This is a genomic window from Streptomyces sp. NPDC018263 (genome assembly GCF_055562575.1).
This window is the reverse complement of the sequence record NZ_JBVHFA010000004.1, coordinates 477,815-504,668: the sequence shown is the minus strand read 5'-3', so window position 1 is coordinate 504,668 and position 26,854 is coordinate 477,815. Positions and strand designations below refer to the sequence as shown.

23 protein-coding genes are annotated in these 26,854 nt (G+C 72.7%); 12 read left to right on the top strand and 11 right to left on the bottom strand.

Translation table 11 applies throughout. The annotated features are described in order from the left end of the window. Window positions 1-21: 21 nt before the first annotated feature. Window positions 22-369 (top strand): SCO4225 family membrane protein, encoded by a 348-nt coding sequence (locus tag ACZ3HQ_RS14625; protein ID WP_467510792.1) that lies wholly within the window; start codon window positions 22-24, stop codon window positions 367-369. Here the strand turns inward: ACZ3HQ_RS14625 and ACZ3HQ_RS14620 are convergent. The 5 genes from ACZ3HQ_RS14620 to ACZ3HQ_RS14600 form a co-directional block, all read right to left on the bottom strand. Continuing rightward, a complete protein-coding gene (locus tag ACZ3HQ_RS14620; protein WP_467510790.1) occupies window positions 366-842 on the bottom strand; it encodes a nucleotide triphosphate diphosphatase NUDT15 in 477 nt (158 codons plus the stop codon). The two genes, ACZ3HQ_RS14625 and ACZ3HQ_RS14620, sit on opposite strands and share 4 nt — an antisense overlap. A gap of 32 nt (window positions 843-874) precedes the next feature. Then, entirely contained in the window at window positions 875-1,807 is a 933-nt protein-coding gene (locus tag ACZ3HQ_RS14615) for a DUF4232 domain-containing protein (RefSeq protein WP_467510788.1), read from the bottom strand. Between the two features lie 94 nt (window positions 1,808-1,901). Beyond that, a complete protein-coding gene (gene meaB, locus ACZ3HQ_RS14610; RefSeq protein ID WP_467510786.1) occupies window positions 1,902-2,897 on the bottom strand; it encodes a methylmalonyl Co-A mutase-associated GTPase MeaB in 996 nt (331 codons plus the stop codon). Between the two features lie 7 nt (window positions 2,898-2,904). Next, complete coding sequence (scpA, locus tag ACZ3HQ_RS14605; RefSeq protein ID WP_467510784.1) at window positions 2,905-5,079, bottom strand: methylmalonyl-CoA mutase; 2,175 nt, start codon at window positions 5,077-5,079, stop codon at window positions 2,905-2,907. Further along, window positions 5,079-6,884 (bottom strand): methylmalonyl-CoA mutase family protein, encoded by a 1,806-nt coding sequence (locus ACZ3HQ_RS14600; RefSeq protein ID WP_467510782.1) that lies wholly within the window; start codon window positions 6,882-6,884, stop codon window positions 5,079-5,081. Before ACZ3HQ_RS14600 ends, scpA begins: the two co-directional genes overlap by 1 nt. A 239-nt stretch (window positions 6,885-7,123) precedes the next feature. On the opposite strand from ACZ3HQ_RS14600, the gene ACZ3HQ_RS14595 reads away from it, so the two are divergent. The 7 genes from ACZ3HQ_RS14595 to ACZ3HQ_RS14565 all read left to right on the top strand — a co-directional run bounded on the left by ACZ3HQ_RS14595 (window position 7,124) and on the right by ACZ3HQ_RS14565 (window position 14,958). Beyond that, the gene (locus tag ACZ3HQ_RS14595) at window positions 7,124-7,507 is read left to right on the top strand and encodes a cell division protein SepF (protein ID WP_364810716.1); all 384 of its coding nucleotides are present in this window, start codon (window positions 7,124-7,126) and stop codon (window positions 7,505-7,507) included. Window positions 7,508-7,643: 136 nt separating this feature from the next. After that, window positions 7,644-8,810 carry an AAA family ATPase gene (locus ACZ3HQ_RS14590; RefSeq protein WP_467510780.1) on the top strand — a complete coding sequence of 389 codons (1,167 nt, stop codon included), beginning with the start codon at window positions 7,644-7,646 and terminating at the stop codon, window positions 8,808-8,810. Beyond that, window positions 8,807-9,151: a nucleotide pyrophosphohydrolase gene (locus tag ACZ3HQ_RS14585; RefSeq protein WP_467510778.1), complete on the top strand. Its 345-nt coding sequence runs from the start codon at window positions 8,807-8,809 to the stop codon at window positions 9,149-9,151. Before ACZ3HQ_RS14590 ends, ACZ3HQ_RS14585 begins: the two co-directional genes overlap by 4 nt. A gap of 176 nt (window positions 9,152-9,327) precedes the next feature. Then, window positions 9,328-9,798 carry a DUF6099 family protein gene (locus ACZ3HQ_RS14580; RefSeq protein WP_467510776.1) on the top strand — a complete coding sequence of 157 codons (471 nt, stop codon included), beginning with the start codon at window positions 9,328-9,330 and terminating at the stop codon, window positions 9,796-9,798. A gap of 111 nt (window positions 9,799-9,909) precedes the next feature. Continuing rightward, window positions 9,910-10,833 (top strand): LLM class F420-dependent oxidoreductase, encoded by a 924-nt coding sequence (locus ACZ3HQ_RS14575; RefSeq protein ID WP_467510774.1) that lies wholly within the window; start codon window positions 9,910-9,912, stop codon window positions 10,831-10,833. A 94-nt stretch (window positions 10,834-10,927) separates the two neighbouring features. Beyond that, the gene (locus ACZ3HQ_RS14570; RefSeq protein ID WP_467510772.1) at window positions 10,928-12,418 is read left to right on the top strand and encodes a 3' terminal RNA ribose 2'-O-methyltransferase Hen1; all 1,491 of its coding nucleotides are present in this window, start codon (window positions 10,928-10,930) and stop codon (window positions 12,416-12,418) included. Continuing rightward, window positions 12,415-14,958, top strand: coding sequence for a polynucleotide kinase-phosphatase (locus ACZ3HQ_RS14565; RefSeq protein ID WP_467510770.1), 2,544 nt, complete (start codon window positions 12,415-12,417; stop codon window positions 14,956-14,958). The genes ACZ3HQ_RS14570 and ACZ3HQ_RS14565 overlap by 4 nt, the downstream gene beginning before the upstream one ends. A gap of 24 nt (window positions 14,959-14,982) precedes the next feature. Here ACZ3HQ_RS14565 and ACZ3HQ_RS14560 read toward each other — a convergent pair whose 3' ends face one another. Then, window positions 14,983-16,350: an alkaline phosphatase PhoX gene (locus ACZ3HQ_RS14560; RefSeq protein ID WP_467510768.1), complete on the bottom strand. Its 1,368-nt coding sequence runs from the start codon at window positions 16,348-16,350 to the stop codon at window positions 14,983-14,985. Between the two features lie 115 nt (window positions 16,351-16,465). Between ACZ3HQ_RS14560 and ACZ3HQ_RS14555 the strand changes: the two genes are divergently transcribed. The 3 genes from ACZ3HQ_RS14555 to ACZ3HQ_RS14545 all read left to right on the top strand — a co-directional run bounded on the left by ACZ3HQ_RS14555 (window position 16,466) and on the right by ACZ3HQ_RS14545 (window position 20,410). Further along, on the top strand, window positions 16,466-17,689 hold the full coding sequence (locus ACZ3HQ_RS14555) for an arginine deiminase (protein ID WP_467510766.1): 1,224 nt from the start codon (window positions 16,466-16,468) through the stop codon (window positions 17,687-17,689). A 122-nt stretch (window positions 17,690-17,811) separates the two neighbouring features. Then, window positions 17,812-18,852, top strand: a complete 1,041-nt coding sequence (gene argF / locus ACZ3HQ_RS14550) for an ornithine carbamoyltransferase (RefSeq protein ID WP_467510764.1) — start codon at window positions 17,812-17,814, stop codon at window positions 18,850-18,852. Window positions 18,853-18,964: 112 nt separating this feature from the next. Next, window positions 18,965-20,410 carry an amino acid permease gene (locus tag ACZ3HQ_RS14545; protein ID WP_467510762.1) on the top strand — a complete coding sequence of 482 codons (1,446 nt, stop codon included), beginning with the start codon at window positions 18,965-18,967 and terminating at the stop codon, window positions 20,408-20,410. Here ACZ3HQ_RS14545 and ACZ3HQ_RS14540 read toward each other — a convergent pair. Both ACZ3HQ_RS14540 and ACZ3HQ_RS14535 read right to left on the bottom strand, forming a co-directional pair. Further along, window positions 20,373-20,822, bottom strand: coding sequence for an ATP-binding protein (locus tag ACZ3HQ_RS14540; protein ID WP_467510760.1), 450 nt, complete (start codon window positions 20,820-20,822; stop codon window positions 20,373-20,375). The two genes, ACZ3HQ_RS14545 and ACZ3HQ_RS14540, sit on opposite strands and share 38 nt — an antisense overlap. 298 nt (window positions 20,823-21,120) lie before the next feature. Further along, entirely contained in the window at window positions 21,121-21,933 is an 813-nt protein-coding gene (locus ACZ3HQ_RS14535) for a PaaX family transcriptional regulator (protein ID WP_467510758.1), read from the bottom strand. Window positions 21,934-22,108: 175 nt separating this feature from the next. Between ACZ3HQ_RS14535 and ACZ3HQ_RS14530 the strand changes: the two genes are divergently transcribed. Next, window positions 22,109-22,534 carry a DUF6299 family protein gene (locus tag ACZ3HQ_RS14530; protein WP_467510756.1) on the top strand — a complete coding sequence of 142 codons (426 nt, stop codon included), beginning with the start codon at window positions 22,109-22,111 and terminating at the stop codon, window positions 22,532-22,534. A 62-nt stretch (window positions 22,535-22,596) separates the two neighbouring features. Here ACZ3HQ_RS14530 and ACZ3HQ_RS14525 read toward each other — a convergent pair whose 3' ends face one another. From ACZ3HQ_RS14525 to ACZ3HQ_RS14515, 3 genes are all read right to left on the bottom strand, one after another. Beyond that, on the bottom strand, window positions 22,597-23,379 hold the full coding sequence (locus ACZ3HQ_RS14525; RefSeq protein ID WP_467510754.1) for a hypothetical protein: 783 nt from the start codon (window positions 23,377-23,379) through the stop codon (window positions 22,597-22,599). A 113-nt stretch (window positions 23,380-23,492) separates the two neighbouring features. Then, the gene (locus ACZ3HQ_RS14520; RefSeq protein WP_467510752.1) at window positions 23,493-24,464 is read right to left on the bottom strand and encodes an LLM class F420-dependent oxidoreductase; all 972 of its coding nucleotides are present in this window, start codon (window positions 24,462-24,464) and stop codon (window positions 23,493-23,495) included. Between the two features lie 79 nt (window positions 24,465-24,543). Continuing rightward, window positions 24,544-26,805 carry a catalase gene (locus ACZ3HQ_RS14515; protein ID WP_467510750.1) on the bottom strand — a complete coding sequence of 754 codons (2,262 nt, stop codon included), beginning with the start codon at window positions 26,803-26,805 and terminating at the stop codon, window positions 24,544-24,546. Window positions 26,806-26,854 lie beyond the last annotated feature (49 nt).

The window sequence follows — 26,854 nt, the reverse complement described above, 5'->3', positions numbered from 1 at the left end:
GCCGAACGGAAGGGAAGCACCATGGCGTCCACAACACGGCCCCGCCCGCACCGACTTCGGGCCTGGCTGACCCTCGCCACCGACAACTGGCTCTCGCGCGGCTACCTGGTGGTGGCCGGCTCCGCGCTCGGGTTCTTCCTCTGGGCCGTCTACCTCTCGCCGGACCCCGGCTTCGCCGCGATCTGGCCCTTCGCGGCCACCCTGCCGCTCAGCGCCGTCGCCTTCCTCGCGCCGTCCCCCGAACTGGACCCCTCGGTGAACTGGCTCACCCCGCTGCTCTTCGCCGCCTGGGTGACCCTGTGCGCGCTGGTCAACGCGGGGCTGCTCGGCATGGCGGTACGCGCCTTCCGTACCCGGTCCGCCGCCTAGGCGCCCGCCAGCGGATACCGGTGCACCGGCGGCAGCCCGGTCAGCAGACCCGGCCACAGCGTGTCGATGACATGCGCGCTCGGCGTGAACAGCGGCCGGGGGAGTGCCGCCGGGTCGTGCCACTCCCAGCGGTCGATCAACTCCGGCTCGCGCACGCTCGGTTCACCCTTGAACGCGCTCACCCGCACCGCTGCCGTCACCCGCGGGATGCCGTGCGCGGAGTCCATCAGCAGCGCCAGGACCCGCGCGTCCTCCGCCTCGGCCCGCAGCCCCGTCTCCTCCGCCAACTCCCGTACGGCCGCCTCCGCGAAGCCCTCCCCGGCGTCGTTCTTGCCGCCCGGCAGCTCCCACACGCCGCGCTTCTTCGACCAGCCGAGCAGCACCCGGCCCGCCGCGTCGGTCACGGCGACCCCGGCACCGGTGAGCGCGTGCGGCGAGGGCCGCCCCTTGTCCGCGTAGGCGATGTCCGCCACCACTTCCCCTTCCGATCGGGCGGAAGGTGACGTCACCTCTCCTTCCGCCATGCCTGGACCCCCAGTCTGCCCGTCGTCCCGAGGTCGATTTCCGGGGTCAGCATCACCGGCGCGGCGCCCGCTCTGGCGCGGACGCGGAGGTAGGGGGCGTTCACGGCGCCGCCCACGGCCTGCACCGTGTTGCGCCAGACGATGCCGGACAGGGCACGCTCACCGGGCCGCAGGGTGAGAGGCCGGGCCACGTCGGGCGGGCCGCCGAGCTGGGCGACCTCGGCGGAGGGGAGCAGCCTCACCCCCTCGACGGGCTCGTGCCCGGCGTCGATGATCTCCAACTCCGGCCGCCCGTCCACCGCGTACGGCTCCTTGCCGCAGTTCTCCAGGTGCAGGCCCACCACACGCAGTCCCATCGCCGCGTCCCCCTGGTCGGCGTACACCCGCACCCCCGAGGCGGGACACGGACCGCCGGGAGCCGGTGCCTCGGCGCTGGGGACGCTCCGCACGGACAGGAGCGACACGCTGGTGCCGCCCGCGGTGTCCCCGTGGCCCGGGCTCATCGCCACCCGGCCGCGCACGGTCTTCCCCGGCCGCACGGGGCCCACGACCCGGCTCGCCCCGGTGTAGCCCGTGGCGTCGAGGACGACCGTGTACGTCATGTCGTGCGCGGCCGGGTTGGTCACCTCGAACTCCGCCGTCAGGGAACTCGCCCGGCAGACACCCTCGTCGTCGATCGCACCGGCGTACAGCCGGGTGATCCGCACCCCGTCCTTGGCGGTACCCGTGCTGGACGGCACGGGTGTCGGCGTGCCCGGCGGGCGCGGGGCGTCGGCGGTGGCCGTGGGACGGGCACGAGGGACCTCGCCGTAGCGCGGGGCCTTGGAGGGGCACAGTGACTCCGCCCGTACTCCGCCCCCGCCCGCGCCGGGCTCGGCGGTTCCGCACCCGGCGAGGGCCAGAAGGGCGAGCACTCCCACACCTGCGAATGATCTGCGCATCCGGCGAGTTGACCAGCGGCGGCCCCCACCGGCTGTGGTGGAAGCCACTCCTCCGGTCACAGGGCTGTCACAGCGTCCCGTCCCGCTTCCCGAACGCCCGCAGAATCCGGTCCGCCGCCAGGGTCGCCGTCAACGAGCCCGCCCTGACCTCCTGTTCGAGGTCCGGCGCCAGCCGTCTGACCTCGGGATCGGCGTACAGCCGGCCCAGCAGCTCGTCCCGCACCATCGCCCAGGTCCAACGCACCTGCTGATCACGGCGTTTGGCGGTGAGCCGGCCCGTGGTCTCCAGCAGGGTGCGGTGCTGCTCCAGGCGCTCCCACACCGTGTCCAGACCGCTCGACTCACGGGCGCTGCAATGCAGCACGGGAGGCGTCCAGAAGGCGTCCTTGCCGTGCATCAGCCGTAGCGCACCCGCCAGTTCACGGGACGCGGCCCGCGCGTCCCGCTCGTGCGGGCCGTCCGCCTTGTTGACGGCGATCACGTCGGCCAGCTCCAGCACGCCCTTCTTGATGCCCTGGAGCTGGTCACCGGTGCGGGCCAGGGTGAGCAGCAGGAAGGAGTCCACCATGTCGGCGACCGCGGTCTCCGACTGCCCCACGCCGACCGTCTCCACCAGGATCACGTCGTACCCGGCCGCCTCCATGACCACCATGGACTCACGGGTCGCCTTCGCCACCCCGCCCAGCGTGCCCGCGCTCGGGGAGGGGCGGACGAACGCGTGCGGGTCCACCGCGAGGCGCTCCATCCGGGTCTTGTCGCCCAGGATCGAGCCGCCGGTGCGCGTCGAGGACGGGTCCACGGCGAGCACGGCCACCCGGTGTCCGAGCGAGGTCAGCATGGTGCCGAACGCGTCGATGAACGTGGACTTGCCCACGCCCGGCACCCCGCTCACCCCGATCCGCCGCGCCCGCCCGCTGTGGGGCAGCAGCTCGGTCAGCAACTCCTGCGCCAGCGCGCGGTGTTGCGGACGGGTGGACTCGACCAGGGTGATCGCACGGGCCACCAGGGCGCGCCTGCCGTCCAGCACGCCCTTCACATAGGTGTCGAGATCGATCGCGGCCATGCCGGGCTCAGAGGTCGTGACCGAGATCGGCGGCGAGCCGCTTCACCAGGTCGTGCGCCGCGTCCGGGATGACCGTGCCGGGCGGGAACACCGCCGTCGCGCCCATCTGGAGCAGCGTCGGGACGTCCTGCGGCGGGATCACCCCGCCCACCACGACCATGATGTCCTCGCGCCCCTCCTCGGCCAGCTTCTCCCGCAGCGCCGGGACCAGCGTGAGGTGACCGGCGGCCAGCGAGGACACCCCGACCACGTGCACGTCCGCCTCCACCGCCTGCCGGGCGACCTCGTCCGGCGTCTGGAACAGCGGGCCGACATCGACGTCGAAGCCGAGGTCGGCGAAGGCGGTGGCGATCACCTTCTGGCCCCGGTCGTGCCCGTCCTGGCCCATCTTGGCGACCAGGATGCGCGGCCGGCGCCCCTCGGCCTCCTCGAAGGCGTCCACCAGGGCACGGGTGCGGTCCACCGACGGGGACTCGCCTGCTTCGTTGCGGTACACCCCGGAGATGGTACGGATCTGGCTCGCGTGCCGGCCGTACACCTTCTCCAGCGCGTCCGAGATCTCGCCCACCGTCGCCTTGGCGCGGGCCGCGTTCACCGCCAGCTCCAGCAGGTTGCCCTCGCCGTCCGCCGCGCGGGTCAGCGCGTCCAGCGCGTCCCGGCACGCCACGTCGTCGCGCTCCGCGCGCAGCCGCCGCAGCTTCTCGATCTGCTGGGCGCGCACCGAGGAGTTGTCGACCTTGAGCACCTCGATCTGCTCGTCGGTGTCCACGCGGTACTTGTTCACGCCGATCACCGGCTGCCGCCCGGAGTCGATACGGGCCTGCGTGCGCGCCGCCGCCTCCTCCACCCGGAGCTTCGGAATGCCCGCGTCGATGGCCTGCGCCATGCCGCCGGCCGCCTCGACCTCCTGGATGTGCTGCCACGCCTTGCGCGCGAGGTCGTACGTCAGCCGCTCCACGTACGCGCTGCCGCCCCACGGATCGATGACCCGCGTGGTGCCCGACTCCTGCTGGATCAGCAACTGGGTGTTGCGGGCGATGCGCGCGGAGAAGTCGGTGGGCAACGCCAGTGCCTCGTCAAGGGCGTTGGTGTGCAGCGACTGGGTGTGGCCCTGGGTCGCCGCCATCGCCTCCACGCAGGTGCGCGTGACGTTGTTGAACACGTCCTGCGCGGTCAGCGACCAGCCCGAGGTCTGCGAATGGGTGCGCAGCGACAGGGACTTGGCGTTCTGCGGGTCGAACTGCTTCACCAGCTTGGCCCACAGCAACCGGGCCGCGCGCAGCTTGGCGACCTCCATGAAGAAGTTCATGCCGATCGCCCAGAAGAACGACAGCCGGGGCGCGAACGCGTCCACGTCCAGCCCCGCCTCCCGGCCCGCCCGGATGTACTCCACACCGTCCGCGAGGGTGTACGCCAGCTCCAAGTCGGCCGTCGCACCCGCCTCCTGGATGTGGTAGCCGGAGATGGAGATGGAGTTGTAGCGCGGCATCCGCTGCGAGGTGTACGCGAAGATGTCGGAGATGATCCGCATCGACGGCTTCGGCGGATAGATGTAGGTGTTGCGGACCATGAACTCCTTGAGGATGTCGTTCTGAATGGTCCCGGCCAGCTTCTCCGGCGGTACGCCCTGCTCCTCCGCCGCCACGATGTACAGCGCCAGCACCGGCAGCACGGCACCGTTCATCGTCATCGACACGGTCATCCGGTCCAGCGGGATGCCGTCGAAGAGCTGCCGCATGTCGAGGATCGAGTCGATGGCCACGCCCGCCATGCCGACGTCACCCATCACCCGCGGGTGGTCGCTGTCGTAACCCCGGTGCGTGGGCAGGTCGAAGGCGACCGACAGGCCCTTCTGGCCGGCGGCCAGATTGCGCCGGTAGAACGCGTTGGACTCCTCGGCCGTGGAGAAACCGGCGTACTGCCGGATCGTCCAGGGCTGGTTGACGTACATCGTCGGGTACGGCCCGCGCAGATACGGCGCCATGCCCGGATACGTCTCCAGGAAGTCCAGGCCCTCCAGGTCACGGCCGGTGTAGAGCGCCTTGACCTCGATGCCCTCGGGGGTCTCCCACAGCGGCTCGGCCCCCCCGGTCTCCCGCTTGACAGCGGCACGCCACTCCTCGGCGCCACCGTCGACGGTGGGGGTGCCCAGCTCGATGCCGGAGAAGTCGGGGATTCCCATCAGGACACTCCCATGCGGTCGAGAGTCGCGGTCAGGACGGCGACGGCGTCGCAGCCCGCGAAGACGTAATGGTCGACGCCCGCGTAGTCGGCGGGGCGGCCTGCCAGGTGGACCTGGCGGGCGCCGGCCGCGTGGAGGGCCTCGGCGGCCTGTTCGGCCTCCTCGGCGTAGCGGGCGTCGCTGGAGCAGAGCACGGCCTCGGTGGCGCCGCTCTCCTCGAAGTTCCCGGTGGTGACCGGCTCGATGCCGCCCGCCTGGAAGAGGTTGGCGGCGAAGGAGGCGCGGGCGGTGTGCTCGGCGGCCGGGCCGAGCGTGGCGAGGAAGATGCGCGGGCGGGCACCGGTCGCGGCCAGGTGGGCGTCGGAGCGGGCCCGCAGCGCCTCGTACGCCTCGTCGCGGCGCACGCGCGGCAGGCCGCCGGACGGGGGCTCGGGGGCGGGCTCGCGGTGCACCGGCTTCTCGTCCAGGAAGGGGAACTCGCTGACACCGGTGATGGGTTCGCGGCGCCCCGCGAGCCTCGCGGACCGCTCCGCCCAGGTGCGTGCGAGGTCGTCGCGGAGCCTGCCGGAGCGCAACACGGCCGCCTGGCCGCCGTCCTGCTCGATGGAGCGGAAGAACTCCCAGGCAGCATGCGCCAGTTCGTCGGTCAGCCGCTCCACGTACCAGGAGCCGCCCGCCGGGTCGACGACCCGCGCCAGGTGCGACTCCTCGACCAGGATCGTGGAGGTGTTGCGGGCGATACGGCGGGCGAACGCGTCGGGCAGGCCCAGCGCGTGGTCGAACGGCAGCACGGTCACCGAGTCGGCGCCGCCCACCCCGGCGGCCAGCGTGGCGACCGTCGTGCGCAGCATGTTCACCCACGGGTCGCGCCGGGACATCATCACTGGCGAGGTCACCGCGTGCTGCACCTGCGCGCCCGCGCCCGGCGCCCCGCACACCTCGGCGACCCGCGCCCACAGGCGGCGGGCCGCGCGGAGCTTGGCGATGGTGAGGAACTGGTCGGCGGTCGCCGCGTACCGGAACTCAAGCTGGGCGGCGGCCTGTTCGGCGCTCAGCCCGGCCTCGGTCAGCTCCCGCAGGTACGCCACGGCGGTGGCCAGCGAGGCGCCCAGCTCCTGCGCCGCCGAGCCGCCCGCCTCGTGGTACGGCAGCGCGTCCACGGTCAGCGTGCGCAGCCCCGGATACGCGGCGGCACGGGCCGCGAGCGCGGCGACGGGGGCGAAGTCCAGCGGGGTGCCGGTGCGGGCCTCGTACCCCAGCGGGTCGGCGCCCAGGGTGCCGCGTACGTCCTCGGGGGCGACGCCCCGCTCCTCGTACAGCTTCAGCAGCGCGTCCGCGGCCGCCACGGTGTCGGCGCCCGCGTCCAGGGCCACGGGGGCGAGGTCGAGGTAGACGCCGTCGAGCGCGCGGCCCAGGTCCGCGACCGGGATGCCGCCCTCGCCGAGCACCAGCCACAGCGAGCTGACGCCGTTCTCCAGGTCGGCCAGTACCGAGCCGTCGGAGAGCGCGGCGTGCCGCTGCCGTATGTCCCAGCCGCCGGGGGTGTTGCCCACCGGGCGGCCGCCGCGGGTGAACGGCGCGAAGCCGGGCAGACCGGGGTCGGGCGCGGCGTCGCGCGGGGTGTACAGCGGCCGGGTGCGCAGCCCGTCCTCCAGCTTCGTGGACAGGGCGTCCTCGACTGCCGCGCCGGATACTTCCTTGCCGGACTTGCGCAGGACACCCTCGACCAGGCGTTGCCACTGCTCATGCGTCGCGTCAGGGAACTCGGCGGCCAGGGAGAGCCCGTCGTCAGGCAGGACCGTCATGCTCGGATGTTAGGACAGGGTGCTCAGGTGACAGCAGAACGATGGCCTGTGACGTTCCCCTCGTTGCGGTTGTGATCCGAGCCTCCCGAGGGCCCTGCCGGCGCCGTGTGCACGGCAGATGGGCCGGACGCCGGATCAGGGCTGTGTCGCACAGTGTGTCGTTGTTGGGCTGAACGGGTGACTTGGCGTAAGAATTGGCTGGTGCAGGCATCGAAAGCGAGTCAGGTCAGGGGGAGCCGGTGAGCCGTTACGACGTCACCGATGAACAGTGGGAAGGGCTCGCCCAGGTCGTGCCGCTGCGAGGCCGGGACGCATGGCCGTCCGCGGTCAGCCACCGGACGCTCCCGGACGCGGACACCGAGACGCGCCGCCGGTTCGTCGTCCTCAGGGTCAACGTCTTCGCGGACGCCCGCGACGTCGCCGAGACCCTGATGGCGGGGGTGCCGGTGCTGCTGGACCTGTCCGGCGCGGAGGGCGACGTCGCCAAGCGGGTGCTGGACTTCAGTACCGGGGTGGTGTTCGGGCTGGCCAGCGGGATGCACCGGGTGGACCGCAATGTCTTCCTGCTCACCCCGCCGGGGACCGAGGTCAGCGGGCTGATGGGCATGGAGGCGTCGGGCTGAGGGTGCCTTCGCTCGTCGTTTCTTAGGACGGTTCGGCCGAGCGGGTGGTGTGCCGGGGGCCGCTGCGGTCGCCCGATCGTAGGAAGGTCCGGGGAGAAAACGGTTCGCCCCGTAAGGGCGGTCCTACGGTCCGCTCATGTCGGTCACCTCGCTCCCCACCGCCCCTCCGGCCCCCTTTCCCGACGGCTACGACGTGCGTGCCCGGATCACCGAGCTGCGGCTGTCCGCGTTCGCCGGGCACCGCCGGGCGGCGTTCCCGCTGGGCGCCGTCACCCTGTTCGCCGGGCCCAGCGGCTCCGGCAAGTCCACCGCGCTCGCGGCCTACGAGGCGCTCGCGCGGCTGGGCGGCGGGGCCGCGCTGGCGGAGGTGTTCCCCGATCCGTCGGCCTGGGTGCCGGACCGGGCCCGGCCGGACGCCGAGGGGCGGCGCGGGTTCCGGATCGGCTGTACGGCGGACGGTGCCGGGGGTCCGGTCCGGCTCGACGTGGCCGTGCAGGCCGAGCCCCGGCTGCGCGTCGTGGGCGAGCGGCTCAGCGCGGGCGGGGTGGTCCTGCTGGAGACCGCGCTGCGCGATCCCGGGCGCCGTACCGTGCAGGCCGCCTGGCACACCGCGGGCGCCGCACCGGTGACCCGCGCTCCGCTGCCGGACGACGTGCTGGGTACGACGCTGCTGCCGCTGCGGGTGGCGGGGAAGACGGACGGGCAGCGCCGGGTGCTGGCCGCCGCCGAGCAGATGGTGGTCGCGCTGCGCTCGGTCTTCCCCTGCGACCCCGCCCCGGCCCGCATGCGCGTCCCGGTGCCGACCGGTTCGGGCCGGCTGCTGCCCGGCTGCGACAACCTGGCCGACGTGCTGAGCCGTACCGCTGCCGAATGCGGGCGCAGACACGCCCAGTTGGTCGAGGTGGTGCGCGCCGGATGCGCGGGCCCGGTGGCCGACCTGGTTGCCGAGCGGCTGCGGGACGGCACGGTACGGGCGCTGCTCGACCGGGGCGACGGCCACCGCACCGAGCTGGCCCGGCTGGGCGACGGCGAGCTGCGGTACCTCGCGCTGGCCCTGGTCCTGCTGACCGGGCCGGGGGTGCTGGAGGTGGACGCGCCCAGGGAGGTGCCGGACGCGCTGCGCTCGCTCACGGTGCTGGCCGACGGCTTCGACCGCTGCCTGGACCCCGGCCAGCGGGCCCAACTCCTCGCCACGGCGGCCCGGATGGGTGAGCGGGGACACATCCGCTGCGTGGGCGCGATCAGCGATCGGGCCTGGGCCGCGGGGACACCGGGCGTCACGGTGGTACACCTGAGGCCGTGACCGAACACCCCGATCTGCCCGGACTCCAGCGCAGGCTCACCGAGTTCGCCGCCGCCCGCGACTGGCAGCCCTACCACACCCCGAAAAACCTCGCCTCCGCCCTCAGCGTGGAGGCGGCCGAACTGGTCGAGATCTTCCAGTGGCTGACCCCGGAGGAGTCCTCGGCCGTCATGACCGACCCGGCCACCGCGCACCGGGTCACGGACGAGGTGGCGGACGTCCTCGCCTACCTCCTCCAGTTCTGCGAGGTGCTGGACATCGACCCGCTGACGGCGCTCGCGGCGAAGATCGAGCGGAACGAGGGGCGGTTCCCGGCGCCGGGGGCGGAGGGCGCCACCTGATCCACAGTCCGGACCGACACGCTCCGCTATCACTCTATGGAGTCAACTTCCCCGCCGATTCCGAATTGTTGTCCACAGATTTCCGGCTTCCTCTGGCTTTTCGCACCAAGTGGCGTCACTCTGGGTAGTGAAGACGTATGTGCGGTCGAACGGACGGACGGGGACGGGGCGGTCGGATGGACGCGTTACGGCTCATCGAGGTCAGCAGAGAGGCGTTGGTGGCGGGTGCCGACGCGGCGGGGACTCTGAGGGAGGTGTGGCAGGCGCAGGCGCTGTCACAGGCGATCGGCAGCAGGCTGGCGGTGTCCGGGCCGCCGGAGCTGCGGGGGGAGGCGCTGGGGCTGATGGAGCTGGCGGGGCGGGGGTGCGGGGTGCTGGACCCGCCCGAGCTGGACACCGGCGACCTGCTCGCCGCCCGGCTCACCGAGCTGGCCGACGCGCGCCGGACCCTGCTGAGTCTGTGCGGGCTGCTCGGCGAGGTGGGCATGGCCCTGGTGGGCCTGGCCAGCGGGGCGTCCGACGAGGCGGTGTACTGGCAGTGCATGGAGGCCATCGACGCGGCGGACGAGTCCCGCGACCGGGTGCTGGAGATGCTGCGCAAGCTGGCGGCCCGGGAGGAGCTGCTGCCGGAGGGGGAGCGGGGCTGAGGGTCACCGGGGGCTGGAGCGAGGCCCGCGCCGCGGTGCCGGACGGCTCGGAGCGGGCGCGCCGTGGTGCCGGTGCGGCTCGGCGGGCCGAGGGCGGGCAGGATGGAGGCCATGGACCTCCGTATCTTCACCGAGCCCCAGCAGGGGGCCACCTACGACACCTTGCTCACCGTGGCGAAGGCCACCGAGGACCTCGGGTTCGACGCGTTCTTCCGGTCGGACCACTATGTGCGCATGGGCGGCGGGAGCGGCCTGCCCGGCCCCACCGACGCCTGGATCACCCTCGCCGGGCTCGCCCGTGAGACCAGCCGCATCCGGCTCGGCACCCTGATGACCGCCGGCACCTTCCGGCTGCCCGGCGTGCTCGCCATCCAGGTCGCGCAGGTCGACCAGATGTCCGGCGGCCGCGTGGAACTCGGCCTCGGCGCGGGCTGGTTCGAGGAGGAGCACAAGGCGTACGGCATCCCCTTCCCGAAGGAGAAGTTCGCCCGCCTGGAGGAGCAGCTCGAGGTCGTCACCGGTCTGTGGGCCACCGAGGCCGGCAAGACCTACGACTTCCACGGCACCTACTACGACCTCACCGAGTCCCCCGCGCTCCCCAAGCCCGCGCAGCACAAGATCCCGGTGCTCATCGGCGGCCACGGCGCCAAGCGCACCCCGCGCCTCGCGGCCCGCTACGCCGACGAGTTCAACATCCCCTTCGCCTCCCTGGAGGACACCGAGCGTCAGTTCGGCCGGGTCCGTGCCGCCGCCGAGGAGGCCGGCCGCGCGCCCGGCTCCCTGGTGTACTCCAACGCCCTGGTCGCCTGTGTCGGCCGCAACGACGCCGAGGTGGCCCGCCGTGCCGCCGTCATCGGCCGCGAGGTCGACGAGCTGAAGGCCAACGGCCTGGCCGGCACCCCCGCCGAAGTGGTCGAGAAGATCGGCCGGTACCAGGCGGTCGGCTCCGAGCGGATCTACCTCCAGATGCTCGACCTCGACGACCTGGACCAGCTCGAACTGATCTCCGCCGAGGTCATGCCGCAGCTCTCCTGACCGATGCGCGCGGGGCCCGCCATCGAGCGCGAGGTGGGCCCCGACTCGCGAAAACCGGTGGTCAACGCACCCCGCGACCGCGAGACTCGGACATGTGTTCCTGACGATCTCCACACGCGGCACCGCCGCCACCCCCGCCACCGACCTCGGGTTCCTGCTGCACAAGAACCCCGGCAACGCGCAGACGTTCAGCACGTCCCACGGGACCGCGCACGTCTTCTACCCCGAGGCGGAGGTCGAGCGCTGCACGGCCGCGCTGCTGCTGGAGGTCGATCCCATCGCCCTGATCCGGCGCGGCAAGGGCAAGGGCCGGGGCGGCGCCCCCGACGCGGCCCTGGGCCAGTACGTCAACGACCGTCCGTACGCGGCCTCCTCCCTCCTCGCCGTCGCGCTCAGCGCCGTCTTCTCCACCGCCCTGCGCGGGGTGTGCAAGGCCCGTCCGGAGCGGGCCGCCGCCCCGCTGCCACTGCGCATCGAGGTGCCGGCCGTCGCCGCGAAGGGCGGCCCGGACCTGGTGCGCGCCCTGTTCGCCCCGCTCGGCTGGGACGTCACCGCCGAACCGGTCGCCCTGGACACCGAGTTCCCCGACTGGGGCGACTCGCGCTACGTCCGCCTGGTGCTGGAGTCGGAGCGGCTCACCCTCGCCGAGGCGCTGCGCCACCTCTACGTCCTGCTCCCGGTGCTGGACGACGCCAAGCACTACTGGGTCTCCCCGGACGAGGTCGACAAGCTGCTGCGTGCCGGTGAGGGCTGGCTGCCCGGCCACCCCGAGCAGCGGCTGATCACCAACCGCTACCTCTCCCGCCGCTGGTCGCTGACCCGGCAGGCGATGGAGCGGCTGGAGCTGGTGCGCCTGGCCGAGACCGACGACAGCGAGGTCGAGGACGTCGACAACGCCGTCGAGGCGGAGACCGAGGCCGAACCCCGGCCCACCCCGCTCGCCGTCCAGCGCCGGGACGCGATCCTCGCCGGGCTGCGCGAGGCCGGTGCCGCCCGCGTGCTCGACCTCGGCTGCGGCGAGGGCCATCTGGTACGGGAGCTGCTGCGGGACACCCGGTTCACCGAGATCACCGGCGTCGACGTGTCCGCGCGTGCCCTCGCCATCGCCGCCCGCCGCCTCAAGCTGGACCGCATGGGCGAACGGCAGGCGTCCCGCGTGCGGTTGCTCCAGGGCTCGCTCACCTACACCGACAAGCGGCTCACCGGCTACGACGCGGCCGTGCTCAGCGAGGTGATCGAGCACCTCGACCTGCCCCGGCTGCCCGCGCTGGAGTACGCCGTGTTCGGCGCGGCCCGCCCGCGTACCGTCCTCGTGACCACACCGAACGTCGAGTACAACGTCCGCTGGGAGACCCTGCCCGCCGGGCACGTCCGGCACGGCGACCACCGCTTCGAGTGGACCCGCGCCGAGTTCGCCGCCTGGGCGGCCGCCGTCGCCGAACGGTACGGCTACAGCGTCGAGTTCCGCCCGGTCGGACCCGACGACCCCGAGGTCGGACCGCCCACCCAGATGGCCGTCCTCCACCGCGACACCACCGAGCAGGACAAGACCGAGCAGGACAAGAAGGAGGCGAAGGCCGCATGAGCGAGACCAGCACGGGACGGGTGCTGCCCGTCACCGACCTCTCCCTCGTCGTCCTCGTCGGCGCCACCGGCTCCGGCAAGTCGACCTTCGCCCGCAAGCACTTCGCGCCCACCGAGGTGATCTCCTCCGACTTCTGCCGGGGCCTGGTCGCCGACGACGAGAACGACCAGAGCGCGACCGGCGACGCCTTCGACGTCCTGCACTACATCGCGGGCAAGCGGCTCGCCGCCGGCCGCCGTACCGTCGTCGACGCCACCAGCGTCCAGCCCGACGCACGGCGGCAGTTGATCGAGCTGGCCAAGAAGTACGACGTGCTGCCCATCGCCATCGTGCTGGACGTGCCCGAGGAGGTGTGCGCCGAGCGCAACGCGAACCGCCCCGACCGCGCGGGCCTGCCCCGCCGGGTGATCCAGCGGCACACCCGCGAACTCCGGCGCTCACTGCGGCACTTGGAGCGCGACGGCTTCCGCAAGGTGCACGTACTGCGCGGGGCCGCCGAGGTCGAGGGCGCCACGATCGTCACCGAGAAGCGGTACAACGACCTCACCCACCTCACCGGCCCCTTCGACATCATTGGCGACATCCACGGCTGCTCCGCCGAACTGGAGTCGCTGCTGGCCAAGTTGGGCTACGCCGACGGTGTGCACCCCGAGGGCCGGACGGCCGTGTTCGTCGGTGACCTGGTCGACCGGGGTCCCGACAGCCCCGCCGTGCTGCGGCGCGTGATGGGCATGGTCGCGGCCGGGAACGCGCTGTGCGTGCCGGGCAACCACGAGAACAAGTTCGGCCGCTACCTCAAGGGCCGCACGGTCCAGCACACCCACGGCCTCGCGGAGACCATCGCCCAGATGGAGAACGAGAGCGAGGAGTTCAGAGACGAGGTGCGCCGCTTCGTCGACGGGCTGGTCAGCCACTACGTCCTCGACGGCGGCCGGCTCGTGGTCTGCCACGCCGGTCTGCCGGAGAAGTACCACGGCCGCACCTCCGGCCGGGTCCGCTCGCACGCCCTGTACGGCGAGACCACCGGCGAGACCGACGAGTTCGGGCTGCCCGTGCGCTACCCGTGGGCCGAGGACTACCGGGGCCGGGCGGCTGTGGTGTACGGCCACACACCGGTGCCGGAAGCCACGTGGCTCAACAACACCATCTGCCTCGACACCGGCGCTGTCTTCGGCGGCAAGCTGACCGCGCTGCGCTGGCCGGAGCGCGAGATCGTGGACGTGCCGGCCGAGCGGACCTGGTACGAGCCGGTCCGGCCGCTGCGCGTCGACGCCCCCGGCGGCCAGGACGGACGCCCGCTGGACCTGGCCGACGTCACCGGCCGGGGCGGTGTCGAGACGCGGTACCTGGGCCGGGTCGCGGTGCGCGAGGAGAACGCGGCCGCCGCGCTGGAGGTGATGAGCCGCTTCGCCGTCGACCCACGCCTGCTGCCGTACCTGCCGCCCACCATGGCGCCGACGCCCACCTCCGGCGAGGACGGCTACCTGGAGCACCCGGCCGAGGCGTTCGCGCAGTACGCGCGGGACGGGGTCGCGCGGGTCGTGTGCGAGGAGAAGCACATGGGCTCGCGGGCCGTCGCCCTCGTCTGCCGGGACGCGGCGACCGCCGCCGAGCGGTTCGGTGTGGGGGAGGGCCCCACGGGCGCGCTCTACACCCGTACCGGGCGGCCGTTCTTCGACGACGAGACGGTGACCGAGGAGATACTCGGCCGGCTCCGCACGGCGGTCACCGAGGCGGACCTGTGGGAGCGGCTCGACACCGACTGGCTGCTGTTGGACGCCGAGTTGATGCCGTGGTCGCTGAAGTCGCAGGGGCTGCTGCGCCGCCAGTACGCCGCCGTGGGCGCCGCCTCCGGCGCCGTGTTCCCGCCCGCCCTCGCCGCGCTGGAGGCGGCCGGGGCTCGGGGCGCCGACGTGTCCGCGCTCCTGGCCCGGCAGCGTGAACGGGCCGCCGACGCGGCCGCGTTCACCGACGCCTACCGCCGCTACTGCTGGCCCACCGAGGGCCTGGACGGCGTCCGCCTCGCCCCCTTCCAGGTGCTCGCGGTACGCGGCCGCAGCCTCGCCGCGCTCCCGCACGACGAGCAACTCGCCCTGCTGGACCGCCTGGTGGAGCACGACAGCTCCGGCCTGCTCCAGACCACCCGGCGCCTGTACGTCGACACCGGCGACCCGGAGTCGGTCCGGGCCGGCATCGACTGGTGGCTGGAGATGACCGGCCGGGGCGGCGAGGGCATGGTCGTCAAGCCGCTCGGCGCGCTTTTCCGCGACGGGCAGGGGCGGCCGGTGCAGCCGGGCATCAAGTGCCGGGGCCGCGAGTACCTGCGGATCATCTACGGTCCCGAGTACACGCGCCCCGACAACCTGGCCAAGCTGCGCCGCCGGTTCCTCAACCACAAGCGGTCCCTGGCGGTCCGCGAGTACGCCCTCGGCCTGGAGGCCCTGGACCGCCTCGCCGACGGCGAGCCGCTGTGGCGGGTGCACGAGGCCGTGTTCGCCGTCCTCGCGCTGGAGTCGGAGCCGGTGGACCCGCGCCTGTGATCCACCGGCCGCCCTGGCGGGGGCCTACCTCCGCCAGGGCCCGGTCACCGCGAACGTGGTGCCCGGCGTGTAGCAGTTGACGTACATCGTGCCGCCGTCGGGCGAGAAGGTGACGCCCGCGAACTCGCCCCACTCCGGGTTCTCCGGGGTGCCGGTGTTCTGCCGGCCGCGCGCCATCGCGTACACCTCGCCGCCGCGTGTGACGCCGAAGACGTGCTGGGCGCCGTTGCCGTCCTCGCACACCATCAGGCCGCCACTGGGGGCGAGGCAGATGTTGTCCGGGGACTCGCCGGGCAGTCGGACGTCGGTGTCCGGGCCGAAGACGATCACCAGGGTGAGGCGGCGGCGCCCGGGATCGTACCGCCAGATCTGGCCGAAGTGGTCGGCTGCCGAGCCCTCCGCGCTGTGGGCGAAGGACGACACGAAGTACACACAGGCGCCGCCCCAGTAGCAGCCCTCCAGCTTCTGGGCGTGCGTGATGCCGCGCGGGCCGTAGTCCTGGAGGCGGGTCGGGGTGGTCGCGGCCAGCGGATCGGGGACGTCCACCCACTCGATGCCGTCGAAGGACGCCCCGATCTCCTGGACCGTGGACAGATCCGGCACGCCCGGCACCCGCATCGCCTGGAGACGGCCGCCCGCACGGAGCGAACCGACACCGCCGAGCGGCTTCTCGGGCAGGAAGCGGTAGAAGAGGCCGAACGGCTTCAGGAAGGCGTCCTCGGTCTCGTAGACCACGCCGCGGCGGGGGTCGATCGCGACGGCCTCGTGCTGGAAGCGGCCCATCGCGGTCAGCGGGACGGCGCCGGTGCGGTGCGGGTCGGTGGGATGGACCTCGAAGATGAAGCCGTGGTCCTTGGTGTGGCCGTTGTCGCCCGCCCGGTCCTCGGTCTCCTCGCAGGTCAGCCAGGTGCCCCAGGGGGTGGGGCCGCCCGCGCAGTTGACGGCCGTGCCGGCGATGGCGACCCGCTCGGACAGCACCCGGTCGCGGGAGTCCAGCGTCAGGGCCGTACAGCCGCCGTGCCCCTCCGGGTCGTAGGTGAGCCCCTCGACGGCCGGGACGCGGAGCTGGGCGGTGGGGCGGTTCTCGTGATTGCGGACGAGGTGGGTGCGGCCGTCGCGGCCCGCGAAGGCGGCCATGCCGTCGGGGTGGGACGGCACCGGGCCCTCGCCGGAGCGCAGGGGGTCGCCCTCGCGGGAGAGCACACGGTAGCGGAATCCTTTCGGCAGGTCGAGCAGGCCGTCCGGGTCGGGGACGAGCGGGCCGTAACCGGTGTGGCCCAGCGGCCGCGCGGCGGCGGTGCCGGCGAACAGCTCGGACAGGGCGCCGGTGAAGGCGATCCCCGCCCCCAGGGCGCTCGCGGAGGCCAGGACCTGACGTCGTGATGCGGACATGCGGGAGCAACCTTCCTGCTGGCGGACAGGAGCACGTGCATCCGCCGTGTGTACCACCCGGCACCGATCACCGGAAGCACGCGTGAACCCGGTCGCGGGCGGCCAGGATGAAGGCATGGCATTCCACGTCGACTCCGAGGCCGGGCGGCTGCGCCGGGTGATCCTGCACAGACCGGACCTCGAACTCAAGCGCCTGACCCCCAGCAACAAGGACGCCCTGCTCTTCGACGACGTGCTGTGGGTGCGCCGGGCGCGCGCCGAGCACGACGGGTTCGCCGACGTGCTGCGCGACCGGGGAGTGGAGGTGCACCTCTTCGGCGACCTGCTCACCGAGACCATGGCCGTCCCGGAGGCCCGCGCCCTGGTACTGGACCGGGTCTTCGACGAGAAGGAGTACGGCCCGCTCGCCACCGGCCACCTGCGCACCGCCTTCGACGCGATGGCCCCCGGCGAGCTGGCCGAGGCGCTGGTCGGCGGCATGACCAAGCGGGAGTTCCTGACCGGCCACCCCGAGCCGGCCTCCGTCCGCTTCCACGTCATGGAACTGGACGACTTCCTGCTGGGCCCGTTGCCCAACCACCTCTTCACCCGCGACACCTCGGCGTGGATCTACGACGGCGTCTCCATCAACGCCATGCGCTGGCCCGCCCGGCAGCGCGAGACCGTGCACTTCGAGGCGATCTACCGGCACCACCCCCTGTTCAAGAAGGAGGGCTTCAACATCTGGTCGCGCGGCCAGGCCGACTACCCCTCCACCATCGAGGGCGGCGACGTGCTGGTGATCGGCAACGGAGCCGTGCTGATCGGGATGAGCGAGCGCACCACCCCGCAGGCGGTGGAGATGCTCGCGCACAAGCTGTTCGCCGCGGGCTCCGCGCAGACCATCGTGGCGCTGGACATGCCCAAGCGGCGCGCCTTCATGCACCTCGACACCGTGATGACCATGGTCGACGGCGACACCTTCACCCAGTACGCGGGGCTCGGCATGCTGCGCTCGTACACCATCGAGCCCGGTGCCGGGGAGCGCGAGCTGAAGGTCACCGACCATCCGCCGGAGCACATGCACCGGGCCATCGCCGCCGCTCTCGGCCTCGGCGAGATCCGGGTGCTCACCGCCACCCAGGACGTGCACGCGGCCGAGCGCGAGCAATGGGACGACGGCTGCAACGTCCTCGCCGTGGAGCCCGGAGTCGTCGTCGCCTACGAGCGGAACGCCACCACCAACACCCATCTGCGCAAGCAGGGCATCGAGGTCATAGAGATCCCGGGCAGCGAGCTGGGGCGGGGCAGGGGCGGGCCGCGCTGCATGAGCTGCCCGGTGGAGCGGGACCCCGTGTAACAGGGCGGGCAGGAGGGCCGCTGTGTGAATCCGCGCATAAACATGCCGCATAGTGAATAGAAATGCCGGGGCTCGTATAGAATTACCGGAGTCAGTGCACCGCGTACCCCTGGAGCGCCCCCATGGCGACAGTCCCGACCGCCCTCACCGGCCGCCACTTCCTCAAGGAGCTGGACTTCACGGCCGAGGAGTTCCGCGGGCTGCTCGCGCTGGCCGCCGAGCTGAAGGCCGCCAAGCGGGCCGGAACCGAGAAGCGGTACCTGACCGGCCGCAACATCGCCCTGATCTTCGAGAAGACCTCGACGCGCACCCGCTGCGCCTTCGAGGTCGCCGCCGCCGACCAGGGCGCCCACACCACCTACCTCGACCCCTCCGGCTCCCAGATCGGGCACAAGGAGTCCGTCAAGGACACCGCCCGCGTGCTGGGCCGGATGTACGACGCCATCGAGTACCGGGGGCACGGCCAGGGCGTCGTCGAGGAGCTGGCCGCACACGCGGGCGTCCCCGTCTACAACGGGCTCACCGACGAGTGGCACCCCACCCAGATGCTCGCCGACCTGCTCACCATGACCGAGCACAGCGCCAAGCCGCTGGAGGACATCGCCTTCGCCTACCTGGGCGACGCCCGGTACAACATGGGCAACTCCTACCTGGTCACCGGCGCCCTGCTCGGCATGGACGTCCGCATCGTCGCGCCGAAGCTGCTCTGGCCCGACGAGACCATCGTCGCGCTGGCCCGCCGGCTCGCCGACGTCTCCGGCGCCCGCGTCACCCTCACCGAGGACGTGAAGGAGGGCGTGCGCGGCGCCGACTTCGTCGCCACCGACGTCTGGGTGTCCATGGGCGAGCCCCAGCAGGTCTGGGACGAGCGCATCGGCCTGCTCGGCCCGTACGCCGTGACCATGGACGTACTGCGCGCCACCGGCAACCCGGACGTGCGCTTCCTGCACTGCCTGCCCGCCTTCCACGACCTCGGCACCAAGGTCGGCCGCGAGATCCACGAGCGGTACGGACTGACCGAGCTGGAAGTGAGCGACGAGGTCTTCGAGTCCGAGCACTCGGTGGTCTTCGACGAGGCGGAGAACCGCATGCACACGATCAAGGCGGTGCTCGTCGCCACCCTCGCGGGCACCGAGGGCGATACGTCACAAACCCTTGCGTGACCCGCCTCACCTGGCCTTATCCTGACCGACGGCCTGGCCGCCATCCCCGTGCCGCGCCGACGCAGCGGCCTCACCCGGGCCGTCCGCACCACCAGAAACGAGCACCACCCGCATGCCCGCTCCCCGCATCAAGTCCCCGCACCTGCTCGTCGCCGAATCCGGCGCCGACCGCGAGGGCCACGGTCTGAAGCGCACCATGGGCCTCTTCCAGCTCATCTGCTTCGGTGTCGGCGCCATCGTCGGTACCGGCATCTTCGTCGGCCTCTCCGACTCCGTCGCGCAGGCCGGACCCGCCGTGGTCGTCTCCTTCGTCCTGGCCGCGATCACCTGTGTGTTCACCGCCTTCTCCTTCGCGGAGCTGGGCGGCGCGATACCGGTCTCCGGCTCCTCGTACTCCTTCGCCTACGCCGGTCTCGGCGAGTCCACCGCCTTCCTGGTCGGCTGGTGCCTGCTGCTGGAGTACGGCATCTCCATCTCGGCCGTCGCGGTCGGCTGGAGCCAGTACGTCAACGAACTCCTGCACAGCCTCACCGGCTGGCAGCTCCCCGCCGCGCTGTCCGCCGGACCCGCCGACGGCGGTCTGGTCAACCTGCCCGCCGTGATCGTCATCGCCCTGGCCGCCGTGCTGCTGATGCGCGGGGTGCGCGAGAGCGCGCGGGCCACCGCCGCCATGGCCGCCGTGAAGCTCGTCATCCTGCTCGCGTTCTGCGCCATCGGCTACAGCGCGTTCAAGGACGGCAACCTCACCCCGTTCTCCCCGGCGGGCATGGGCGGCATCGGCGCGGGCACCACCGCGGCCTTCTTCTCGTACATCGGCTTCGACGCGATCACCACGGCCGGTGAGGAGGCGAAGAACCCGCGCCGGGACATCCCGGTGGCGATCCTCGTCTGCATGGGCCTGGTCACCCTGCTGTACTGCGCCGTCGCGGTCGCCGCGATCGGCGCCATCGGCGCCCACGAGGTCGGCGGACGCCCCGCCGCGCTGTCGTACGTGGTCAACATGGTCACCGGCTCCTCCATCGGCGGCGGAGTCATCGCCTTCGGCGCGGTCGTCGCCATCGCCTCGGTGGTGCTCGCCGTGATGTACGGCCAGACCCGCATCCTGCTGTCGATGTCCCGCGACGGACTGATCCCGCGCGTCTTCGAGAAGGTGTCCCCGAAGACCTCCACGCCGGTGGCGGGCACATTCATCGTCGCGGCCGTCTTCGCCGTCCCGGCGGCCTTCGCCCCGCTCGACGCCGTGGTGAACCTCTGCACCATCGGCACGCTCGCCATCATGGCCGTCGTCAACATCGCGGTGATGGCGCTGCGCCGCCGCGAGCCGGGCCTCGGGCGCAGCTTCCGGGTGCCGCTGTACCCCGTCGCCCCGCTGCTCGGCGTCGCCTTCTGCCTCTACCTGATGTACGAGACGGGCTGGCAGACCTGGGTGCAGTTCGCGGTCTTCCTCGCGGTGGGCCTCGGCGTGTACTACGCCTACGGGCGCCGGCACTCCACGCTGGGCCGCGCCGAGGCGGCCGGGATCACGCCGAACGCTGAGCGGGAACGACAGGCAGTCTGAACCAGACCGCCTTGCCCGACGAGGTGGGGCGGTGACCACAGGACGAACTGAGGGCGCGGATCAGCAACAGGCCGCGCCCTCCCTCCTGCCAGGGGTCGGGCTCCTCGATCACCGGACGGGTGAGATGGCCGGGCGGCTCCGGGTCGGGATCGTGCACCTCGACCTGGCAGCCGGTCGGCCGCAGCTCCACCACCAGCTCGATCGGACCGCTGCCCGCGGTGTGCTCCACCGCGTTCGCCACCAGCTCGGCGGTCAGCAGCTCCGCCGTGTCGCAGTCGGCCATGTGCTCCACCTCGGCGAGGGCCGACCGCACCAGGGCACGCGCCACCGGCACCGCCGCGGCGGTGTGCGGCAGCGCGATGCGCCAGGAGGCCGATTCGGTGGGGCGTTCGTGCAAGGCGAGTCCGTTCATGGAGCAGGCTGTCCTGCCTTCGACTGTAGGAAATGGTACGGGTCCGGCCATCGAAACCCTCGGCGGGCGGTGGCCGGAACCATGGGTCCCGATACCCTTCCCCGGAGCGCGCCGAACGCCCCACCACCCCCTCCCGTAGCTGCTGTTACGTCCCTGTCGATCACCGGTGACACCGGTGACCGGACCGTCGCCCGCGCCGGGCCGCCACCCCCGCCGAGTGACCACAGTCACAGCGCCGGGACGCACTTTTCGGCCGCCCGGTTCCACGGAGCGAGCGAGTGGTCACCGGCCGCCGCGCTCACACCCCGACGAACGCCGCGCCCGCGTCCCGCAGCCGCTCGTGCAGCGCCCGGAACACCCGCGCCGAACGCGCCCCCGGCCAGTCGGCGGGCAGCAGCCGGGCCGGCAGACCGGGGTCGGTGCCGGGCAGCCGGCGCCAGGAGTCCAGGGCCAGCAGATAGTCCCGGTAGGCGTCCTCCGCCGGGGTGTCCGGCCGCTCCTCCCAGGCGCGCAGCACCGGGGCGTGCGCCGCGAGGAACCGCTCGTGCTCCCCGGCGATGGCCGGCAGGTCCCACCAGCGGGCGACCGCCTCGACGGTGGGGGCGAACCCCAGATGATCGCCCCGGAAGAGATCCACGTAAGGGTCCAGACCCAGCCGGCCCAGCGTGTGCCGGGCCTCCTCGTGCAGCCGGGCCGGGGCTATCCACACCCCCGGAGCCGCCGCGCCGAAGCCCAGCGCGGCCAGCCGGGAACGCAGCACATGCCGCTTCTGCCGCTCCGACTCGGGCACCGAGAACACCGCGAGCACCCACCCCGCGTCCTCGGCGGGCCCGGTGGCGTGGATACGGCGGTCGTCCGCGCTCAGCAGCCGGTGTGCTTCCGCCGACAGTTCGTACCCCGCCGCGCCCCGGGTGGTGCGGGCAGGCAGCAGCATGCCGCGCCGCTTCAGCCGGGACACCGAGGAGCGCACCGAGGGCGCGTCCACCCCGACCGCGGCCAGCAGCCGGATCAGCTCGGCGACGGGCAACGGGCCCGGTACGGAGCGGCCGTACGCGCCGTAGAGCGTGACGATGAGGGACCTGGGGGCGTGCTGCTCGGACACGTTGATCATTTTAGGTCTTCGGCATACCTGCTGGTCACCATCGGTGCGCGGGCCCGGAGCGGGGGAGGCGGGGACGACTGCGCCCGGCCCATTGACGCGCCACCGATGGGGTGACGGTCGCACGCCGCGCGGGGCGCCCCCGGTACCTGTGGGAGCCCCCACACCCCACACCGGGAGGCATCCGATGCCCGTACGTCCCGTCCTCGCCGCCGCGCTCGGCGGCGCCGCCCTGCTGTGCGCCCTCGCCGCCCCGGCCGCCGCGGCCCCCGGCGAGAGCGTCACCGTCGACTCCACCGCCCGTCTCGCGGCCGACGGCACCGTCACACTCTCCGGCACCTACCGCTGCCTGCCCGGCACCGGCCCGGTCTTCGTCAGCTCCTCCGTCAGCCAGGCCGACCCCCGCGTCCGGCACGGCATCGGGGGCGGCGCGGCCCGCTGCGACGGCGTCGAGCACCGCTGGGAGAACTCCGGGAAGGTCTCCTCGGAGACGCTCAAGGCGGGCGTCGCGCACGTCCAGGCCAACGTGATGGAGCTGCGCCCCAGCGGGCTGGTGCCGCTGCCCGTGTTCCACGCCACCCAGGACCGGGACATCACGCTCGTGCGGAGCTGAACCCTGTCACGGCGGCGGCGCTGCTTCGCGGACACGCCCTAGGGAGGCTTCGCGGACACGCCCTAGGGAGGAGGCATCCGCCCGGTGTGCCGCCGCCACTCCAGCCGGGCGGCCTCCAGCTCGGCGCGGGCCTCGGCGAGGCGGGGGTTGTCCTTGTGGCGGGCCTGGATCTCGGCCAGCCGCTTCCGCGCCCGGTCCACCGCCTCGGTGTCCTCCTCCAGCAGCTCGCGGTCGCGCTGGGCTTGCTTCAACTGCTCCGGCAGGGTGGCGCGGAAGGTGTTCTCCTTGGCCACCGCACGCTGCACCGCGTCGGCGAAGTCCCGCACCCGGTCCTCGGTGAACCCCTTCGCCTCCTGGCCCTCGCCGGTGCGGCGCGGGTACTTGGTCCGCTCGGGGGTGCCGTCGGCCTCCAGGACGTAGAGGTAGTAGGCGCTGTCGCCGGAGTCGATCCTGACCCGGCGGTCGGCCAGGTGCAGGGTGCGGATGGCGCCGTTGGTGGCGCGCTTCACCAACACGTGCTCGTACAGGGTGAGTTCACCCAGCGCGTCGAGCCGCTTGCCCCGGCCGGGCTTCTCCAGCGCGGCGATGCGCCGCGCGGCGGCACGCAGGTCCTGCTCGCGCCTGTCCTCCCGTTGCGCCACGTCGGCCCGCGCGGCGGACTCCTCCGAGCGAGCGATCTGCTCCAGGCTCCGCACGTTCGCCCGCGCCTGGGCCAGCGGGCGGCGGTCCTCGGCATGCCTCGGAAGCACCGCGAGGGCGAGGCTGCCCGGAAACTTCCGCGCCCGGACGTGCACCGCCCACCCGGCCAGCGCCGCCGCGACCAGCACCACGATCACGTACGCCATGCGCCCCCCAAAGGCTGCCGTCACCGTCCGCTGTCTGTTACTGCTCAGCGGACGGTGACGGCAAACTGCCCTGCGGGGGCGCGGGGTTGGCGCCGGAAGGATCGAGCCGACGCTCAGCCGAAGGCGTTGCGCAGCGCGGGCAGCAGCGTCTTCTCCGACCAGTCGATGAAGGCCGGCTGGGTCGGGCCGCCGATCTGCACCAGGGCCACCTCGGTGAACCCGGCCTCCGCATAGGGCCGTACGGCCTCCACGAAGGCTTCCGGGTCGTCGCCGCACGGGATGGCGGAGGCCACGTCGTCCTCGGTGACGAACTGGGTCGCCTGGTCGAAGGAATCCGGGCCCGGCAGTTCGGAGTTGACCTTCCAGCCCAGGCCGAACCAGCGGAACTGGTCGTGCGCGCGCCGGATCGCGGCGTCCCGGTCGGTGTCGAAGCAGACCGGGAGCTGACCCACGCTGGGCCTGCCGGTGCCACCGTGCCGGTCGAACGACTCCAGCAGCTCCTTCTTCGGCTCGGTCGCGATGACCAGGTCCGCGAGATGCCCGGCCAGCGCGCAGGACTGCTCGCCGGAGACGGCGATGCCGATGGGCGGCGGCGGCTCGGGCAGGTCCCACAACTTGGCCGACTCCACGTCGTAGTGCTTGCCGTGGTAGGTGACGTGGCCGCCCTCGAACAGGGCGTGGATGATCTCCACCGCCTCTTCCAGCATCTCGTGCCGCACGTCCACCGCGGGCCAGCCCTCGCCCACCACATGCTCGTTGAGATTCTCCCCAGAGCCCAGCCCGAGCCGGAAACGGCCCTCGGACAGCAGTTGCAGGGTCGCCGCCTTCTGCGCCACCACCGCCGGGTGATAGCGGAAGGTCGGACAGGTCACGTACGTCATCAGCGGTATCCGCGACGTGGCCTGCGCGGCCGCGCCGAGGACGCTCCACGCGTACGGGGCGTGGCCCTGCGAGCGCAGCCAGGGGAAATAGTGGTCCGACGTCACGGAGAAGTCGAAGCCCGCCTCCTCGGCACGGACGACATGGTCGACCAGCTCACGCGGCCCGGCCTGCTCGGTCATCATCGTGTATCCGATTCGCACCATGAGCCACGAGTCCCCCTTCTGGCGAGCTGAAAACAGCCGGGGGCGCCCTGGTGGGCCGCCCCCGCTCACGCCCGTGCGCTCACTCCGCAGGCGGGAACCGGTCCCAGACCCGGTGCTCGGTCAGCAGCGTGGTCAGCTCGTCCAGGATCTCCGCGCCACTGCCCCCGGTCACCACACCCGGCGCGTCCACCGGGATGCCCGCCGTCCGCAGCACCTCCTCGGCGCCCGGCCAAGCGCCCAGCGCCTTCCCGTGCCGGAACGCCTCGTCCAGCATCAGCACCACCCGCGGATCGGCCGCGCCGTCACCCGCCGCCCGGGCGTCCCGCGCGCCGTACGCGTCGTCGCCGCGCACCGCGGAGCCCGCGACCAGCAGCGCGTCGAACTCCGGCGAGCGGGCGGTGGCGTAGCTGCGCTGCACGTCGACCGTGCCGTCGCCGTCGCCCAGCGTGCCGCCGGCCGGGGCCACGATCAGCGGGACCAGACCGGCCGACAGCAGGTTTTGCTGCACCCCGCGCACCGCGTCGAGATCGGCGTCGGCGTCCGTGACGATGCCCACGACCCGGCCCTCCGGCGGCCAGGAGTCGCCCAACTGGGACAGCGCGGGGGAGGGGTCGACGTCCTCGATCGGCACCGTCGGCTCCGGCGCGGGCAGCCCGAGCCCGGCCGCCACCGGCGCGCACAGGTCCGGGTCGATGTTGGCCAGCACCTGGAGCCCGCGCTCCTTGATCGCCTGCTCGTAGCACTTGCCCAGCTCGAACGTGTAGGCCGCCACGATGTGTTCGCGCTCCACCGGGCTCATGCTGCGCCAGAAGCGGCGCGGCTGGGTGAAGTGGTCCGCGAACGTCTCCGGCGCCTCCCGCACCTTCGACGCCTCGGGCACCGTCACCGGCGCCTCCACGTACGGGTTGTCGTCGGCGCCCGCGAGGAACGGGCAGCCGCCGTCGAGGGAGTTGGGCCGGTAGGCCGCGACGCCCGCGTGCACGGCGGTCTGGTGCATGCCGTCCCGCAGCATGTCGTTGACCGGCGCATGGGTGCGGTTGACCGGGATCTGCGCGAAGTTGGGGCCGCCCAGCCGGCTGATCTGGGTGTCCAGGTAGGAGAACAGCCGCCCGGCCAGCAGCGGGTCGTCGGTGACGTCGATGCCGGGCACCAGATGGCCGGGGTGGAAGGCGACCTGCTCGGTCTCCGCGAAGTAGTTGGTCGGGTTGGCGTTGAGCGTGAGCAGCCCGATCGGCTGCACCGGCGCCAGCTCCTCCGGGACCAGGTTGGTCGGGTCCAGCAGGTCGATGCCCTCGAAGGTCTGGTCGGGGGTGTCGGGGAAGGTCTGGATGCCCAGCTCCCACTGCGGGAACGCGCCCGCCTCGATGGCGTCGGCCAGGTCGCGCCGGTGGAAGTCCGGGTCCAGACCGCCCAGCAGTTGCGCCTCCTCCCACAGCAGGGAGTGCACGCCCAGCCTGGGCTTCCAGTGGAACTTGGCCAGCGTGGTCCCGCCCTCGGCGTTCACCAGGCGGAACGTGTGGACGCCGAAGCCCTCCATCATCCGGAAGGAGCGCGGCAGACCCCGGTCGGACATGTTCCACAGGGTGTGGTGGGTGGCCTCGGTGTGCAGCGTGACGAAGTCCCAGAACGTGTCGTGCGCGCTCTGCGCCTGCGGGATCTCCCGGTCGGGCTGCGGCTTGCCGGCGTGGATGACGTCCGGGAACTTGATGGCGTCCTGGATGAAGAAGACGGGGATGTTGTTCCCCACCAGGTCGAAGGTGCCCTCGTCGGTGTAGAACTTCGTGGCGAACCCGCGGGTGTCCCGGACCGTGTCGGCCGAGCCGCGCGAGCCGAGGACCGTGGAGAAGCGTACGAACACCGGCGTCTCGACCCCGGCCTTGAGGAACCCGGCCCGGGTCACGCCCTCCGCGCTGCCGTACCCCTCGAACACGCCGTGCGCGGCCGCGCCCCGTGCGTGCACCACCCGCTCCGGAATCCGCTCGTGGTCGAAGTGGGTGATCTTCTCCCGCAGATGGTGGTCCTGGAGGAGTACGGGGCCCCGCGCGCCCGACTTCAGTGAGTGGTCGGTGTCGTACAGCCGGTTGCCCTGTGCCGTGGTCAGCCACTCGCCGTCCTGCTCGCGCAGCTCCGGACCGGCGCCGCTCGGCCGCCCGGTGGGGCTCACCGTGGCCGGGGCCTCCTGGTCGGGCTTGGCGGGCGCCGGCTCCCTGGGCTCGGTCGGTTCGGCGACGGACGGGTTGTCGACGCCGGGCCCGCTCAGGACGTCCCCGGCGGACCGGGCCTCCCGGCCCCGGGGAGCCGCGGGCTTCCCCTCGTCCGGCATGTCGTTCCTGTCCTGCATGGTGATCTCCCTGGGGGTGGGCGTGCGGTGGTCCGTACGGCCGGGTATC